Source organism: Sulfitobacter sp. THAF37 (assembly GCF_009363555.1).
Taxonomy (GTDB): domain Bacteria; phylum Pseudomonadota; class Alphaproteobacteria; order Rhodobacterales; family Rhodobacteraceae; genus Sulfitobacter.
The window spans coordinates 2,016,974-2,032,904 of sequence record NZ_CP045372.1; the positions used below are offsets into that span (position 1 = coordinate 2,016,974).

Sequence of the window (15,931 nt, forward strand, 5' to 3'; positions counted from 1 at the left end):
CGCGCTCCGGTGTATTTTTGGAACAATGAAGCAGGGCGCAGGCTTGCGGCGGGTCGCGCTTGGGCGTAAACCCCGCCGGGATTGAAGGGCGGGAGTGTTATGCCTGTTTTGGTGATGAAATTCGGCGGGACGTCGGTGGCGACGCTGGACCGGATCCGGCGCGCGGCCAAGCGCGTGGGCGTCGAGGTGGCAAAGGGCTATGATGTGATCGTCATCGTCTCGGCCATGTCGGGCAAGACCAACGAGCTGGTCGGTTGGGTGAACGAGACCTCGCCGCTTTTTGATGCGCGCGAATACGATGCGGTGGTGTCCAGCGGTGAGAATGTGACCGCGGGTCTGATGGCGCTGACCCTGCAGGAGATGGATGTCCCGGCGCGGTCCTGGCAGGGCTGGCAGGTGCCTGTGCGCACCACGTCGGCCCATTCCGCCGCCCGGATCGAGGAAATACCGCCCGCCAATATCCGTGCCAAGTTCGATGAAGGCATGCGGGTGGCCGTGGTTGCGGGCTTTCAGGGCGTGAGCCCGGAGGGCCGCATCACCACCCTGGGCCGGGGCGGGTCGGACACCACGGCGGTCGCATTCGCCGCCGCTTTCGAGGCGGAACGCTGCGATATCTATACGGATGTCGACGGGGTCTATACCACCGACCCGCGGGTGTCGTCCAAGGCGCGCAAGCTCGACCGGATCGCTTTCGAGGAGATGCTGGAGCTGGCGTCGCTCGGGGCCAAGGTTCTGCAGACTCGGTCGGTGGAGCTGGCCATGCGCTACAAGGTCAAGCTGCGGGTGCTGTCGAGTTTCGAGGAACAATCCGACGAGGCGGGAACGCTCGTTTGCGATGAGGAGGAAATCATGGAAAGCAATGTGGTTGCCGGGGTCGCTTTTTCGCGCGATGAGGCGAAGATGACGATGGTGTCGGTCGCGGACCGGCCGGGCATCGCCGCCTCGATCTTTACCGCGCTCAGCGATGCGGGGGTCAATGTGGACATGATCGTGCAGAACATCGCCGAAGAGGGGCGCACGGACATGACATGGTCCTGCCCTGTGGATCAGGTCAAACGCGCCGAGCGTGCCATCGCCGGGGCCAAGGACAGCGGTGTCATCAACTTTCAGGAGCTGATCGCCGACGAGGATGTGGCCAAGGTGTCGGTTGTGGGCATCGGCATGCGCAGCCACACCGGCGTCGCGGCCAAGATGTTCCAGGTGCTGCGTGACGAAGGCATCAACATCAAGGTCATCACCACATCGGAGATCAAGATCTCTGTCCTGATTGACCGCAAGTACATGGAACTTGCGGTGCAGGCCCTGCACGACGCCTTTGAACTGGACAAGGCGGCCTGAGCGTTCGGGACGTAGCCGCCCCGCCTGATCCGGGTGCCCTGAAAATGGGCGGCGGCCCCGTTCCAACCTGCGTCCTGCCCCCGCTACACGTCAGAGTGGTCAGTCAGGTACTTTCCGTTTTGCGTTGTGTATGCTCTAAGCCGAAGGAGGAACAGGGGGCGCACAGCGATGGCAGAGCGTTTTGAAACCGAAAGCCGCAAGCTGCTGGGACGCCTGCGCGATGCCATGGCGTCGGACGATGCCGGTCAGGCGCGGCTGAACAAGATCACCCATCTCATTGCCACCTCCATGGGCTGCGAAGTCTGCTCGATCTACCTGTTCAGGGATGAGGACACGCTTGAGCTTTGTGCCACCGAAGGGCTGAAGGCCGAGGCGGTGCACGAGACGCGGATGCGTATGGGGGAAGGGCTGGTGGGCCGTGTGGCCAAACGTAAACGGGTGATCAACACGCCCGATGCGCCACAGGCCCCAGGTTTCCGTTTCATGCCCGAGACGGGCGAGGAAATATATTCCAGCTTCCTCGGCGTGCCGATCCAGCGCCTGGGTGAGACTCTGGGTGTGCTGGTGGTGCAGTCCAAGGTGGCGCGCGAATTCTCGGCGGACGAGGTTTATGCGCTGGAGGTCGTCGCGATGGTGCTGGCGGAAATGACCGAGCTGGGCGCCTTTGTCGGCGAGGGCGCGGCAATGTCGGCGCGCCATTCCCAGCCGGTTCTGTTTCGCGGGACCGTGGCACAGGAAGGGGTGGCCGAGGGGCACGTGTGGCTGCATGAGCCGCGCGTGGTGGTGTCGAACCCCATTGCCGACGATCCGGCGCTGGAAGAAGAGCGGCTGAACGACGCGGTGGAGCAGCTGCGCGTGGGGGTCGACCAGATGCTGGCAATGGCGGGCGGCGACAAGGACCAGGCACAGGTGTTGGAAGCCTACCGGATGTTCGCCAATTCCAAGGGCTGGATGCGGCGCATGTGCGAGAGCATCCAGAGCGGCCTGTCCGCGGAGGCGGCTGTGGAAAAGGAACAGTCGCTGGCCCGCGCCCGCATGGGCCAGTCCACCGACGCCTACCTGCGCGAGCGGCTCAGCGACCTGGACGACCTGTCGAACCGGCTGCTGCGCATCCTGACCGGCCAGGGCAATAACACCGGCGCCGAGATGCCGCCGGATCCGATTCTCGTGGCGCGCAACATCGGGCCGGGGGAATTGCTGGACTACGGGCGGTCGCTGCGCGGCATCGTGCTGGAAAACGGTTCCGTCGGGTCGCATGCGGCGATCGTGGCGCGGGCGCTGGCCATTCCGCTGGTTGTTCATGCCAACCAGATCACGAACGACGCGTTGAATGGCGACCATATCATGGTGGACGGCGAACAGGGCGTGGTGCATCTGCGTCCCGATGAAAGCGTGGCCTCGGCCTTTCGCGACAAGATTGCGATGCAGGCCGCAGCGCAGGAAAGATATGCGTCGATCCTTGATCTGCCGGCACAGGCCAAATGCGGCGCCACGGTTGCGCTGCACATGAACGCCGGGCTGATGGCGGATCTGCCCTCGCTCACCTCGTCGGGGGCGGAGGGCGTGGGGTTGTTCCGGACCGAACTGCAGTTTCTGGTGCGCAACCAGATGCCCAAGCGGATGGAGCTTGCGGCGCTTTATTCACGGGTGCTGGATGCGGCGCAGGGCAGGCGGGTGGTGTTTCGGACCCTCGATATCGGGTCGGACAAGGTACTGCCCTACATGAAGCCGAACGATGAGCCGAACCCGGCCTTGGGCTGGCGCGCAATCCGGGTGGGTCTGGACAAGCCGGGGGTGATGCGGATGCAGTTGCAGGCGCTGATCCGTGCGGCCAACGGGCGGCCTCTGACGGTGATGTTTCCCTTTGTCGCGCAATTCGAGGAATTCCGCGCCGCCCGTGCGGAGATGGACAAGACACTGGCGCGGGAAGAGCGGTTGGGCCATGTTCTGCCATCGAAGATCGAGGTCGGCGCGATGCTGGAAACCCCCAGTCTCGCCTTCGCCCCCAGGAAATTCTTCGAAGAGGTGGAGTTTCTGTCGATTGGGGGCAATGACCTCAAGCAGTTTTTCTTTGCCGCCGACCGCGAGAACGAATTGGTCCGCCGCCGTTACGACACGCTGAACCACAGCTTTTTGACCTTTCTCCAGGGCATTGTGGAACGGTGCAAGGAAACCGGCACCGCCGTTTCCTTTTGCGGCGAAGATGCTGGACGGCCGGTCGAGGCGGTGTGTTTTGCCGCGATCGGTTTGCGCTGCCTTTCTATGCGGCCGGCTTCCATCGGTCCGGTGAAAAGCCTGATCCGCCGCTGCAACCTCGACGAGGTGCGCGAGGTGATCGAGAAATCGCGCGAGCAGGGGGACATGTCGGTGCGTCCCGCCGTGATGGAGTACATCCGGGCGCAACATTCCCAGTGAACGCGGGCTTGGCCCGTCAGCCTGTTCGGCACGGCCATCGGCGGGCCGGGGTTTGGCTATGGATTTATCCCCAGAATTGGTAGTCGCCTTGCCGGAATCGCGGGAACCGGGATTGACCATATGCGAGTTTCTTCACGATTTTTTACGCTGAATCCCGTTACGTGCTGTCCAAAAAGGAACATTCCATCAACCTTATCCAGAAGGCGACGGGATGGTTGTGAATATTTGGGCCATGGACAATCATGGGGGATTTCAGCCCCGCCTGAGACGGCATGGCATCGAACCGGTCAAGCGGGTTGCCACCCATTGCGCGGCGAGATGGGGCAGGCTGATGACCACCACACCCGACCCGAGTGCTGACGATCCGCAAAGCTATGAAAGCAAGACAGGTCCGACCCCCTAAGGGAGCCCCGGGTCAAACCGATGTGCCAACCTGAGCGCGAAAACCGGATGCCCGGCAGGCCAAAGCGCAGAACAGCGGCGCACGGGTTCACTTGGGGCGGCAGTTTGGCGATCAGCCGCCTTGTTCGGTTCTTCACCGCCAGACATGTCAGCTGATTACGTCGCCGCACCTGGCAATACCGGGCCATGAGCCCGGATCCGAGCCGACCCGTTCTTGAATGTTTGGCGGCGTGACGGTGACGTAACGATCAAGCGGGCCCCAAAGCTCAAAGGCTCACCAATGCGATCCGGGCATTTGGTTCGGAGAACCACCCTGGCGGAACTAGGCTTTCCGCTCTCAGAGGCCGCGAGGGACCAGCGAAAATGGAAAACGCCATGCCGTGAGAGACTTAGACAGGATGACAACATCATAGGGTGTGTGTCCCACTTTGTGTCACACCCGACCGTTCAGCCGCTATGCCTGTGATTAAGAAGTAATGGAGGCGAGTACCGGAATCGAACCAGTGTACACGGATTTGCAGCAAGGTGCGCCGGGTCTCAAGAGCGTTCTTGCGATTGGCTGTCTTCAAGACATCGAATTCTTTCTCGAAATTTTCCAGCCGAATACCTTCGATCTCGTCGAGCGCATTCTCAAGCCAATCTTCTTCACCGATGATGCGGAAGTTCAGCGGTGTCCGGCTATGATCCACCTGAGGGTAGTTCTCCGCGGTCCGTTCCGCGTGCGCGCGATACTTCGCAAGTTGGTCGGGTGTGATGCCCTCCATCTGCAATACGATGGGGTGGGGGCCGGTGAGCGGATGATGGTACATTTCGAAGCTCCGTTATCGTCTGGAGCTTTGAATGTCGGATCGTATTACCGGAGGTGGGAATCTGGGGTGGAAGGGCGGCCGCGGATAGGATTATCAGAACTGCGCTGGTCCTTCGTCGGAAGTCTACGGGGGGTGCGGTTGGGCTTGAAGGAACGCCACGTGACTTCGATTTCGGCTCAGCAAATGCAAATGGGATGGCTTAGCTGCGACCGACGGTGGGTCAAAATGGGCGGATTGCGGCCCTTCGCTGCAAAAGGTTTCAACGCCGGCTTAGCTCAAAGCACGCATGGTCGCGCTCTGATGATCGCTATTTTGAAAATACAGTCCCATCGTTCGCCGCCTGGATACACAACTTCCGTTCAGGTTCATTGTCTGCCGCATCTTGATCCCGCACACCATTAAAGACGGCCGGAAAACTGGGATAGCGGAATGTGGTATCGTCCTCGACCCACTGGGCTATCGCGCCCCGCCGGGTCAAATGATCGTCATCTAATGCTTCGCTTCCCTCCCATACAGGAACCACAGGAACGCGACCTGATGCAAAGATAAGGATCCAGTCCTCTCTGTCGCGGCTGGCGAAAAGGTCGGCGAGAAGTTCCGCAAGACGTGTTTTGTCAGCATCTCTGCCTTCGCGCGACGCGTAGCGCGCAGACCGCAAATCATGGTCATGTGGGGTGGCCAGCCGAACGAACTCCGCCCAATAGTGATCTTCTAGGGTCGCGATTGCCATTCGTCTTCCATCTCGGCACGTGTAAATGGCGCTATCTGCCATGACTTGCCTTTGATCTTCCGGGGAGCTGTCCGGGGCCGTGCGCGACAGGGACATCGTCAGGCAGGCTGCTGCGGTCGCGTCGAAAATCGAAGTGTCAACGACTTGGCCTTGACCGGTGCGGTCGGCTTCGACAATGGCGGCGAACGCAGCGAGGCTGGCGGCATTCACCGTCAGCGCGTCGGCCAGCCTGATATTGGGTCGGACCACCTTGGGATCCAGTTCGGAGGGAAGGGCGAAATATCCGGCGACTCCCAGGACCGAGAGGTCATGGGCGGGCTGGTGACGATACGGACCCGTCGCGCCGTAGCCACTGATCGACACGATCACGAGCCGGGGCTGGATCCGGTGCAGCCAATCGGCGCCGAGCCCCAGACGGGCCAGCACCCCAGGGCGGAAACTTTCGATCATGACATCCGCATCGGCGACATGACGGGCCAGGTCGGCCTTGCCGTCCTCGGACTTGAGGTCGAGCCTCATGACCGTCTTGCCGCGATTAAGCAGCCGGTAGGTCTCGGGGAACAGCCGTTCCGTCGGGTCACCGGTCGGCGGTTCGATCTTGGTCACCTCGGCGCCGAAGGTGCGCAGCGTGGCGGCCGTGGCGGGACCGGGATAGAGAAGCGAGAGGTCGAGCACCCGCTTCCCCACGAGGGGTTTGGGAAATCCGGGCATCAGCCGGCCCGGTCCAGCAGCGCCTTGGCGACCGTGTTCTTCTGAATCTCCGACGTGCCTGTCACGATCCGGAAGGTGCGCAGGTTGCGGAAGATGTACTCTATCGGGCCGCCTTTGAGCAGACCGACGCCGCCATGTACCTGCATCGCCCGGTCCGCGATGCGGAACCCGTTCTCGGCGCAGAAGAGTTTGCACATCGAGGCCTCGGCACGGATGTCATGCCCCGCATCGAGGCGCCGCGCCGCGTCGAACATCATCGACCGCCCGGCATACAGGTCCGTCGCCATGTCCGCCAGCATGTGCTGGATCGCCTGAAAGCTGCCGATCGGGCGACCGAATTGCTGGCGTCCTCCGGCGCGTTCAATGGACAGGTCCAGCGCCAGCCGGGCGAAGCCCATCATGGTCGAACAATGCAGCAGCCGGTTGACCGAAATCCGGGCCATGCCAAGGCGGAAGCCCGTGCCTTCCTCTCCGATCAGGTTCGCCTCCGGGACAATCACGTCCTCGAAGACCAGATCAGCATGAGCCCCTTTGCCGGACAAGACCTCGTAATCCACCCGCTTCGACGCGCCCTCAGAGTGCAGGTCGATGAAGAAGGCAGAGATACCGCGTGGCCCGGCCTCGGCGTCGGTGACAGCCAGCACAATGGCCACATCGGCAAAACTGCCGCCAGAGATGAAACGTTTGACGCCGTTCAGACGATAACCATCCGCCGTCTTTTCGGCCCGCGTCTTGATCGAGGCCGCGTCGGAGCCCGCCCCGGCTTCGGTCAGCGCGAAACAGACGGCAAGATCGGCGGTCTGGATCGGCTTGAGAAAGGTGTCGACCTGATGCGGGCTGGCCTGTTTGAACAGATGCCCGACGCGCGGCGGGCCGGACAGATCGCCCAGCACATGGGAGGCCAGCACCGAGCCGGTCATGAGCGCCGCCTCGCGCACGGCGCAGATGTCGGCGACGGAAAGGCCCTGACCGCCCAGGTCCTTGGGCAACAGGTAGGAATAAAAGCCCCGCTCGGCGGACATCTTCCACACGCGGCGCAGGGTGTCGTGATCGACCGGCGTATCCCAGTCGATGCCATTCTCACGCTCGAAATCGGCGATCTCGCCTGTCAGGAAATCGATAAGCGGTTCGGCCGCGGCACGGGCCGCATCGCCGCCGCGAAAATCGCTGAGCGCGCGGGCGCGGGCTTTGTCGTCAGCGTCGGTTTGCACGGTATCAGCCATCACACTTTCCTTTCAGCATCCGCCCAATAGGCATCGCGCACCTTGCGCCGGACGATCTTGCCATTGGGATTTCGGGGAAGTTCCTGCGTGAAGTCGAAACTGCGCGGACGTTTGAAGCCAGGCAGGTTTTCGCGGCAGAAGGTTTCAAGAACGTCCCCAGAAACGTCCGCGCCGTCCTTGGTGACGACCACGGCCTTCACGGCCTCGCCCCATTCGCGATCCGGCACGCCGACCACAGCGACTTCGAAGACGGCGGGATGGCTATAGAGAACCTTTTCAACCTCGGACGGATAAACGTTGAAACCGCCGGAAATGATCATGTCCTTCTTGCGGTCGACGATGAACATATAGCCCTCGTCGTCCTGTGTCGCGACGTCGCCGGTGTGGTACGCGCCGTCCTTGAGCACCTCTTCCGACAGCTCCGGCGCGCCCCAGTAGCCCTGCATGATATCGGGGCCGCGCACGACGATTTCGCCCGCTTCGCCCAGCTCGCATTCGCTGCCGTCTTCGCGCAGGATGCGGACATCGTTGTCGAAATAGCTGCGGCCGCAGCTGGCAAGTCGGCTGCGATCCCCAGCCAGCGCATCGACATGATCCTGAGCGGTCAGCACGGTGATGGTCGAGGTCGTCTCGCCTGCTCCATAACCTTGCGACAAGATGGGGCCAAAGGTCTCCATTGCTTCGGCGACGACAGATGGGGCCATGGGCGCCGCACCATAGATAACGCTGGTCAGGCTCGACAGGTCATGCTTCGGAACCTCCCCCGAGGCGAGGATGCGCGACACCATCGTGGGGACAAGGAACACGCGGTTGATCCGTTCTTTTTCGATCGTTGCCAGGAACTCCGAGATGTCGAACCGGTCGAACAGGACATTGCATCCGCCCATGTAGAGCGTCGGCAGAATCGACATGCCAGAGGCATGGGTGATCGGTCCGACATGCCCCATAGTCGTGCCAATGCCGCCGTCGCCACCGGGCCGGACAAGCTGTTTGCGCAGCAGCGCGGCCCGGTTGCCATAGCTTTGCATCGCAGCCTTCAGGACACCCGAGGACCCTGACGTATAGTGCAAAACGGCAAGATCGCTGTCCTGTGTTTCCAGACTTTCAAACCCGGTTTTGCCAAGCTCTAGAATGTCGGAGTAGAGGACATCTCCCGCATCGCCCGAGATCGCCACGATCTTTTTCAGGCGCGGCATCTGGTCCCGACGCTCGGCCAAATCGGCGGCGTGCTTCGGTCCAGCGATGACCACTTCGGCGTGGCTGTCGTTGATGACATGCACGGATTCCTCGGCAGACAGGCGCGCGTTCACCGGGACCTTCACGAAGGCACCCCTGTAGCAGGCGATTTCGGTGGCCAGGATCTCGACGCAGTTCGGCGCCTGCATCGCGACATGTGTTCCCGCCGGGAACCCCGCGGCCATCAGGCCGGTCGCCAGACGGCTGGTTTCTGCATCAAGCTGTGCAAAGTTCAGCCGCCGGGTCTTGTCCACCGCAGCCTTGGCATTCGGCCAATAACGTGCAGAACGCTGCACGACTCGTCCCAAATTCATCGGTCTCCTCCCGAATATGTCTCAGGGCAAACTATCCCCGGCTCTGGCTATTACCGAAAAACAGTTTGCGTCTGGCCTCTATACGGTTTTGATATCGCGAGAGGAGAGAGGTTATGAATTCAAGGCAACTTCAGTATTTCGAAGCCGTCCTGCGGGAGGGTGGATTTTCCGCCGCATCAAGACGGTTGAACGTGGCCCAGCCAGCGCTTTCGGGGCATATCGCTGCCCTTGAGGCAGAACTTGGCGTGAAACTCTTTGAACGTACGAACAAGGGGGTTACGCCCACCTCGGCAGGTATCCGGCTTGGCCAGCACGCCGAAGCGATCCTAAGACAACTGGAGGCTGCCACCGCGGATGTAAGCGGCGGTCAAGACAGCCCTAGCGGAGAAGTCATGGTCGCGTTGCCGCTGACCGCCGCTTATCTGCTCTCCGCTCCGATGTATGAACGCGTTGCGCGCGAACTGCCGCGGGTGAACCTTCGCATCGTCGAAGGCCTGAGCTTTGAGAGCGGCGACATCATGTCCTCCGGTCGCGGAGACCTGGGGCTGGTGCCCAATGCAGCCGACCTGCCCAACCTCGAGTCCGTCACTCTATTTCAGGAGAACCTATACCTCGTTGGAAAGTGGGACGGAAAATCACCTCGCATCGGCGAGGTGCCTCTGAGCAGCATGCCCGACTATCCTCTCATTCAGACCCACAAACGTGTCGTTCTTCGCCGGGCTATCGAGGAGCTTGCCGCGTCACAGGGGGTGCGTCTGAATACAACTTTCGAGATCACCGGTTTGCATGTGCTGTATTCATTGCTGGAGGCCGGTCTTGGGTATGCCATCATGAACTGGGCGTTGCTCGGCAGTCGGTGGGACATGAACGTCCTGGCCGCCTGGAAGATTGTCGAGCCGGAAGCAAAGCGCACCATTTCGCTCACTTGGCCGCGAAATCGGCCGATGACGGACGCGGTGCGCGCTGTTCGGCGCATTCTTGTTGAAGTCTTGCGTGAGGTCGTCATGGATGGCCGGTGGCCTGCCAGCGACGTCGCCTTACACGACGACAGCTGGCTATAGTGTCAATGTATAGCTGGCATGTTGAACCTGTATTTTGGTATTGCCGAAAGCCTGTTTTACCGTGAAGGCCACTTGCAAGGAGGAGGCAAGAAATGACCCAATTGAAATTCTCAGGCGCAATGCGCCGTGTCGCAACCGCGCTGACCCTTGGCCTTGTGGCCACCCCGGCATTCGCAGATTTCCCCGAAAAACCCGTGACCGTTCTTGTCGGATTCGGCGCAGGCGGCGGCACCGACACCCTGGCCCGGCTGATCGGCAAAGAGGCCGAGGCAGCACTTGGCCAGCCTGTCGTGATCGAAAACGTCCCGGGTGGTGGCGGCGTCGTCGCCGCGACGAAGCTGATGACCGCCGAACCCGATGGCTACACCATCGGCATGGCCGTGACATCGACGTTTTCCTACGCGCCGCTGGCCTCGGACAGTGTCAAATACGACGCGGATACCTTTGATTACCTGACCTCGGCAGCAAAGCTTCAGAACGCCGTCGTGGCGGGCAAGGACTCGCCCTTTAACACGTGGGAAGATGTTGTCGCTGCCGGCAAGGGTGGACAGAAGATCTCGTTCGGGTCGTCGTCCCCGGCTGTGAACCTGATGATGGGTTACGTTGCCGCGCAGGACGGTTACGAAATGAAGATCGTCCCGACCAAGGGCGGCGCGGAAATCATGAAGGACGTGATGGGTGGCCACATTGACATGGGCTGGAGCGCCGGTATCCACCAGCGGTTCGGCGAAGATGTAAAAGTGCTTGTCGCGGCTGGCAACGATCGTCTGGTCGGCTCGTCTGACGTACCGACCTTCAAGGAATCGGGTTACGATATCGGCGACGACACCTACTTCCTGTTCTTCGCGCCCAAAGGCATTCCCGAAGACGTGTTCCAGAAATTGTACGACGCCTTCTCGAGCGGCGCGAAAAACGCTGACGTAGTCTCGATGGTTGAAGGCAAGATGGGCTTCCCATCAACGGTCTTGACCCCGGACGAACTGCGCGAAAACGTCGCGAACTCTTCGGCGATTTACGAAAAGCTGATCGCCGCAGCCGGCAACTGAGACCTCAGATGACCTTGCGCATCTTCGAAGCACTCGTGGGGGCCGGCGTAACGCTGCTGGCCCTTGTGATCTGGCTCTGGGGCATTCCGGCCTGGGTCGAACCCAATGATTTTGTCACCGTTGCCCCGGACCTGATGCCGCGCGTCGCGGTCGGCGCGATCGGAGCGCTTGGTGCGATGATGTGCCTGCATCGGCTTTTTCTGGAACCGGACCGCACAAGCCCGGCTCCGATCAACCCCAAAGCAACGCTGCTGACCGTGATCGTGCTGGCCCTGTTCGCCGTCACAGTCACCCTGATGCTGACGGTCGGTTACCTTGTCGGTGGCGTCTTCATCACAGGCGCGCTGACCATCTTCATGGGCCAGCGGTCGTGGTGGGCGATCTTACTCACCGCCGTGTGCCCGCCGCTCCTTCTCTGGGGCTTTTTCGAAATCCTGCTGGGCATACCGCTGCCCTGATCGGGCCCGCCAAAACAGGTGCAGCCATGCTAGACATTGTCATAACTGCCTTCTCCGACGCGTTCACCGCCCAGACCCTAATCCTTATTGTCTCGGGCGTTTTCATCGGCCAGTTCTTCGGGGCGATCCCTGGATTGTCGGCGCTAACTGCCATCGCCATCGCCGTGCCGCTCACCTACTATTTCACACCCGTGGGCGCGCTGGCCTTCCTTGTGTCAATCAACAAGGGCGGCACCGTCGGCGGCTCTGTCTCTGCCATCCTGATGAACACCCCCGGCACGCCCGAAGCGGCCGCGACCGCCTTTGACGGCCACCCGCTGGCCAAACAGGGTAAAGGACTAAAGGCCCTGAAGATGGCGCTGTTTTCGTCGGTGACCGGCGACACGCTGTCCGATTTTGTCCTCTTCGCCGTCTCTGCACCGCTGGCCCTGATTGCCATCAAGATGGGCCCGACCGAAATGCTGTCCGTTATCGTCTTCGCCCTGACGATCATCGCCAGCCTTGTGGGCCGGTCGATGTTCAAAGGCCTGATCGCGGCTTTCCTCGGCCTGCTTCTGGCCACCGTCGGGCTAGACCCCGAAGGCGGCACCAGCCGGTTCATCTTTGGCATGCCGGACCTAATGGACGGACTGCCGATTTCCGCGGTCGGCATCGGTGTGCTGGCCATGGCCGAGGTGCTGCGCCAGCTGGTCATGCTGCGCGGCGCGGCGGGAGACAGCCACCTGCCCCTCAGCTCTGAACGGCCTGAGGACAAGGGCCTTAGCTGGGCCGAATATCGGGGCACCCTGCGCACCATTCTGCGCTCGGCCACCATCGGGACCGGGATCGGCGCCTTACCCGGCATCGGGTCCAGCGCCGCGGCCTTCATCGGCTACAACGCGGCAATCCGCGCTTCCAAAGACCCCAAGTCGTTCGGCAAGGGCAATATCGAAGGCGTCGCCGCGACCGAGGCAGCCAACTCTTCCGTCGTCGGCGCGAACTTCATTCCACTGCTCTCGCTTGGCATTCCCGGCAACGTGGCGGCCGCGCTGATCCTTGGCGCCTTCATCGTGCACGGCATCCAGCCGGGACCGCATCTGATGACCGACCAGGGGCGGCTGGTCTATGCCATGTTTGCGGCCATGGTGATTGCCAACGGCACCAACCTGATCCTGGGGTATTTTGGCCTAAGGGCCTTTGCCCTGGCCGCCCGCGCCCCCGCCATGGTCGTCTTTCCCACCATCGGTCTTGTCTGCCTGACCGGCGCCTTCCTGACCTCGGGCACCTTCGGCCTGCCGCTGGTCGTGGGCTTCGCGTTAATCGGCTACCTGATGCGCGCGCTGGATTTCTCCTTCGTGACTTTCATCATCGGTTTCGTGCTTGGGCCGAGTTTCGAGCTGTCTTTTCGGCAGACCGTCATCCTGGCGGATGGGGAAATCAGCTACCTATTCGACCGCCCGATTGCCCTAGTGATCTTCGGACTGGCCGCCTTCGCGTTGGCCCGGACGGTTTGGCGCCACGTCGCCCATGCGCGGAAGCCAGCAAACACCTGACTGACCAAAGACCAGCACAATAACCGATTTGTTTACTGCGACGCTGCACGAGAAAACGCGCAAGGAAAACGCGGGCGTTGCAAGGCGCCTCCCGCTTGGTGATCAGGCTGATTTCGAACCGTCCCGCCGCGGTTTCATAGCCGCGATGCCAGAGGGCGGGATCAAGACCGGGACCGGATCCAAGTCATGGGACATTGCCGACTGGACTTTCCTGCAAAAAGACTGTCCCGCCACGGTCAATCCGTCCCTGTGGCGCCTGCACAGCTGAACGCAATTTCAGGACTTTTCGAAGTGACGGACGGCGTCTGGCAGGTGAGGGCCGCCGACTATGCCAACATGACGATTGTCCGGGGCGACACCGGCTGGATTGTTATCGCCCCTTTGTCAGTGGCGGAAACGTCGGCCGCAGCGCTCAAGCTGGTGTGCGATCATCTGGGCGACCGCCCCGTAAGTGCCATCCTGGTCACGCATTCCCATGCGGACCACTACGGTGGTCTTCAAGGCGTCATTGCCGACCCCTCTGCTCCACCGCCCATTTACGTCCCTGAAGGCTTTGAGGAGGCCGTCGCATCCGAAGGCGCCCTCGGGGAGGTGCCGATGCTGCGGCGGTCTATCTACCAATTCGGCGGCTTGCTGCGGTTTGGCCCCGAAGGGATGGTCGACGGCGGCGTCGGCAAGACTCTTGCACGAGGTCGCGCAACCTTCGCGACGCCGACAGAGCATATCTCGGAAACCGGCGAGGAACGCGTGATCGACGGCGTGCGCTTCACGTTCTTAATGGCCAGCGGGACAGAGGCACCCGCCGAATTCGCCTTCTATTTGCCCGATCATCGTGTGCTCTGTATGGCCGAAGTCTGTAACCGCACGTTTCACAATCTTCTGCCCCCTCGCGGAGCCGAGATGCGGGACGGAAGGCTTTGGGCGCGGACCATCGACAAGGCGGTCGAGATGTTCGCCGACGACGCGGAGATCGTGATCAACGTCCATAATTGGCCGACCTTCGGCAACGTAGAACTAACGCGTTACCTCATCGAACGTTGAAGATTTGTAAATGGAGGCTGCCGTGGAAAAATTCGTGATCTATCGCCGAGTATCGACAAAGCGGCAGGGTGACAGCGGGCTGGGTCTTGAAGCCCAGGACCGCGACATTCGGATTTTCCTCAACAGCTATGCGGAAGTACCGTTCGAGGTGCTGGGTACGTTCACCGACGTTGAAAGCGGGTCGAAGGCGGATCGTCCTCAACTACAGGCGGCGATGCAACTTGCCCGACAAGAAGGCGCTGCAGTTCTGGTTGCAAAGCTTGACCGGATCAGTCGTTCGGTCGCGTTCATCGCTGGTCTGCTGGAAGATAAGCGCCTTAGCCTTCGTGTGGCTTCAATGCCGTATGCCGACAAGTTTCAGCTGCACATATACGCGGCCCTAGCGGAGCAGGAACGCGAGTTTATCAGTCGCCGGACAAAGGCAGCACTGGCAGAAGCAAGGGCGCGCGGCAAGGTTCTCGGCGGCTTGCGGAAGGGTACTGCCGAGCGCAATGCGGCAGCACGAGCTAAGGCAGATGCATTTGCCGAAAAAGTATTGCCGACGATCAGTGCCCGCAAGGAAGCAGGCGCAAGTCTGCAAGCTATCGCAGATGAGCTGAATGCGCTGGGCGTGGCCACTGCTAGAGGCGGCGCGTGGCATCCATCGACAGTGCGGAATGCCTTAGGTCGAAGCTAGTCGCTACCTGGTAGGTAGAGAAGGTCGGCGCTGGTCAATCGACCCACCAACCTGACTGGTGGAGCGTGACAATCATCCGACACAAACGTCAGTTAATGTGCTAGGACGCAAGCATATTTTGAGGGTAGGAAGAAGTTATGAAGATGCTGACCATGACGATCATGCTCGCAATCTTTCCTACAGGCTCACTGCCCCAGACTGATGTAGGTTGTATCGGCTCCAACGGTTACCGGCTCAATCCTAGGACAAACGAAATTGAGTACAATTCGATCCTGTGTGAGTTTGGTGATGCTGAGGCAACAACGCCAATCCCAATGAATGTCTTACGGCAGAAGTACATTGAGAGCCTATCAGGTGAGCTTAAAGAGCATGCCTTAGCAGTTGAGCGGAAGCGACAAGGCAATCCCAAAGAGGATTGGCAAAAGTTTCTCGATCAGACGGGGCGCTCGTTCGATTGATCCAGCCCACCTTGCTTCAAACTGCACATGTTACCATGACCGCAAGCTGAGCGGACTAGCATCGTATGAAGCTAGTTTCTCCCAAAGCGTCCTTCACAGAAGTTTGTCTGCAAGTTGGCTCGGTATCAAACGCAACCCGCTCGCTTTGCTTACATAGCGCTTACGCGGCGCGCGGTTTTCGCGCCTTTTGTCTGCTAAGTCATTGAAAATGCTTGGAGGCGAGTGGGAGAATCGAACTCCTGTACACGGATTTGCAATCCGGCAAAAAAGTGAAATAAATCAAAGGGTTTTTGTTTCAAATCTCCCCCGGACAGACAGTGAACTTAGCGAGAAAGTTTCAACCGCTTTTCTGCGATCTCATCGTGTCCAGAAGCTAAAAGACCCTGTCGCAGCGGCAACTGCGAGCAGGGTCCAAATCAAAGAAGCCGGTCAGCTTCCCTCCATCCATACCACGCAAGCCGATGTCTCTGCAAACGCTGGA

The 15,931-nt window shown here is 60.8% G+C and carries 13 protein-coding genes; 9 read left to right on the forward strand and 4 right to left on the reverse strand.

All coding sequences use genetic code 11. The features are described 5' to 3' along the window. Nucleotides 1-99: 99 nt before the first annotated feature. Both FIU94_RS09910 and ptsP read left to right on the forward strand, forming a co-directional pair. Nucleotides 100-1,338 carry an aspartate kinase gene (locus tag FIU94_RS09910; protein WP_152465647.1) on the forward strand — a complete coding sequence of 413 codons (1,239 nt, stop codon included), beginning with the start codon at nucleotides 100-102 and terminating at the stop codon, nucleotides 1,336-1,338. Between the two features lie 168 nt (nucleotides 1,339-1,506). Beyond that, nucleotides 1,507-3,753, forward strand: coding sequence for a phosphoenolpyruvate--protein phosphotransferase (gene ptsP / locus FIU94_RS09915; protein WP_152465648.1), 2,247 nt, complete (start codon nucleotides 1,507-1,509; stop codon nucleotides 3,751-3,753). A gap of 809 nt (nucleotides 3,754-4,562) precedes the next feature. On the opposite strand, the gene FIU94_RS09920 is transcribed toward ptsP, so the two are convergent. From FIU94_RS09920 to FIU94_RS09935, 4 genes are all read right to left on the reverse strand, one after another. Next, on the reverse strand, nucleotides 4,563-4,964 hold the full coding sequence (locus FIU94_RS09920; RefSeq protein ID WP_152465649.1) for a hypothetical protein: 402 nt from the start codon (nucleotides 4,962-4,964) through the stop codon (nucleotides 4,563-4,565). A gap of 307 nt (nucleotides 4,965-5,271) precedes the next feature. Next, nucleotides 5,272-6,405, reverse strand: coding sequence for a CaiB/BaiF CoA-transferase family protein (locus FIU94_RS09925; protein WP_152465650.1), 1,134 nt, complete (start codon nucleotides 6,403-6,405; stop codon nucleotides 5,272-5,274). After that, the gene (locus FIU94_RS09930; RefSeq protein WP_152465651.1) at nucleotides 6,405-7,628 is read right to left on the reverse strand and encodes an acyl-CoA dehydrogenase family protein; all 1,224 of its coding nucleotides are present in this window, start codon (nucleotides 7,626-7,628) and stop codon (nucleotides 6,405-6,407) included. Before FIU94_RS09930 ends, FIU94_RS09925 begins: the two co-directional genes overlap by 1 nt. Continuing rightward, a complete protein-coding gene (locus tag FIU94_RS09935; RefSeq protein ID WP_152465652.1) occupies nucleotides 7,628-9,178 on the reverse strand; it encodes a class I adenylate-forming enzyme family protein in 1,551 nt (516 codons plus the stop codon). The genes FIU94_RS09930 and FIU94_RS09935 overlap by 1 nt, the downstream gene beginning before the upstream one ends. Nucleotides 9,179-9,291: 113 nt before the next feature. Between FIU94_RS09935 and FIU94_RS09940 the strand changes: the two genes are divergently transcribed. From FIU94_RS09940 to FIU94_RS09970, 7 genes are all read left to right on the forward strand, one after another. Further along, nucleotides 9,292-10,239, forward strand: a complete 948-nt coding sequence (locus FIU94_RS09940; RefSeq protein WP_152465653.1) for a LysR family transcriptional regulator — start codon at nucleotides 9,292-9,294, stop codon at nucleotides 10,237-10,239. A 119-nt stretch (nucleotides 10,240-10,358) separates the two neighbouring features. Beyond that, nucleotides 10,359-11,285 (forward strand): tripartite tricarboxylate transporter substrate binding protein, encoded by a 927-nt coding sequence (locus tag FIU94_RS09945; protein WP_172975882.1) that lies wholly within the window; start codon nucleotides 10,359-10,361, stop codon nucleotides 11,283-11,285. A gap of 8 nt (nucleotides 11,286-11,293) precedes the next feature. Then, nucleotides 11,294-11,743 (forward strand): tripartite tricarboxylate transporter TctB family protein, encoded by a 450-nt coding sequence (locus tag FIU94_RS09950; protein ID WP_152465655.1) that lies wholly within the window; start codon nucleotides 11,294-11,296, stop codon nucleotides 11,741-11,743. 26 nt (nucleotides 11,744-11,769) lie between these two features. Next, the gene (locus FIU94_RS09955) at nucleotides 11,770-13,275 is read left to right on the forward strand and encodes a tripartite tricarboxylate transporter permease (RefSeq protein WP_152465656.1); all 1,506 of its coding nucleotides are present in this window, start codon (nucleotides 11,770-11,772) and stop codon (nucleotides 13,273-13,275) included. Nucleotides 13,276-13,566: 291 nt separating this feature from the next. Then, nucleotides 13,567-14,316: an MBL fold metallo-hydrolase gene (locus tag FIU94_RS09960; RefSeq protein WP_172975883.1), complete on the forward strand. Its 750-nt coding sequence runs from the start codon at nucleotides 13,567-13,569 to the stop codon at nucleotides 14,314-14,316. Between the two features lie 22 nt (nucleotides 14,317-14,338). After that, on the forward strand, nucleotides 14,339-14,992 hold the full coding sequence (locus FIU94_RS09965) for a recombinase family protein (RefSeq protein WP_152465658.1): 654 nt from the start codon (nucleotides 14,339-14,341) through the stop codon (nucleotides 14,990-14,992). 137 nt (nucleotides 14,993-15,129) lie between these two features. Next, entirely contained in the window at nucleotides 15,130-15,450 is a 321-nt protein-coding gene (locus FIU94_RS09970; protein ID WP_152465659.1) for a hypothetical protein, read from the forward strand. Nucleotides 15,451-15,931 lie beyond the last annotated feature (481 nt).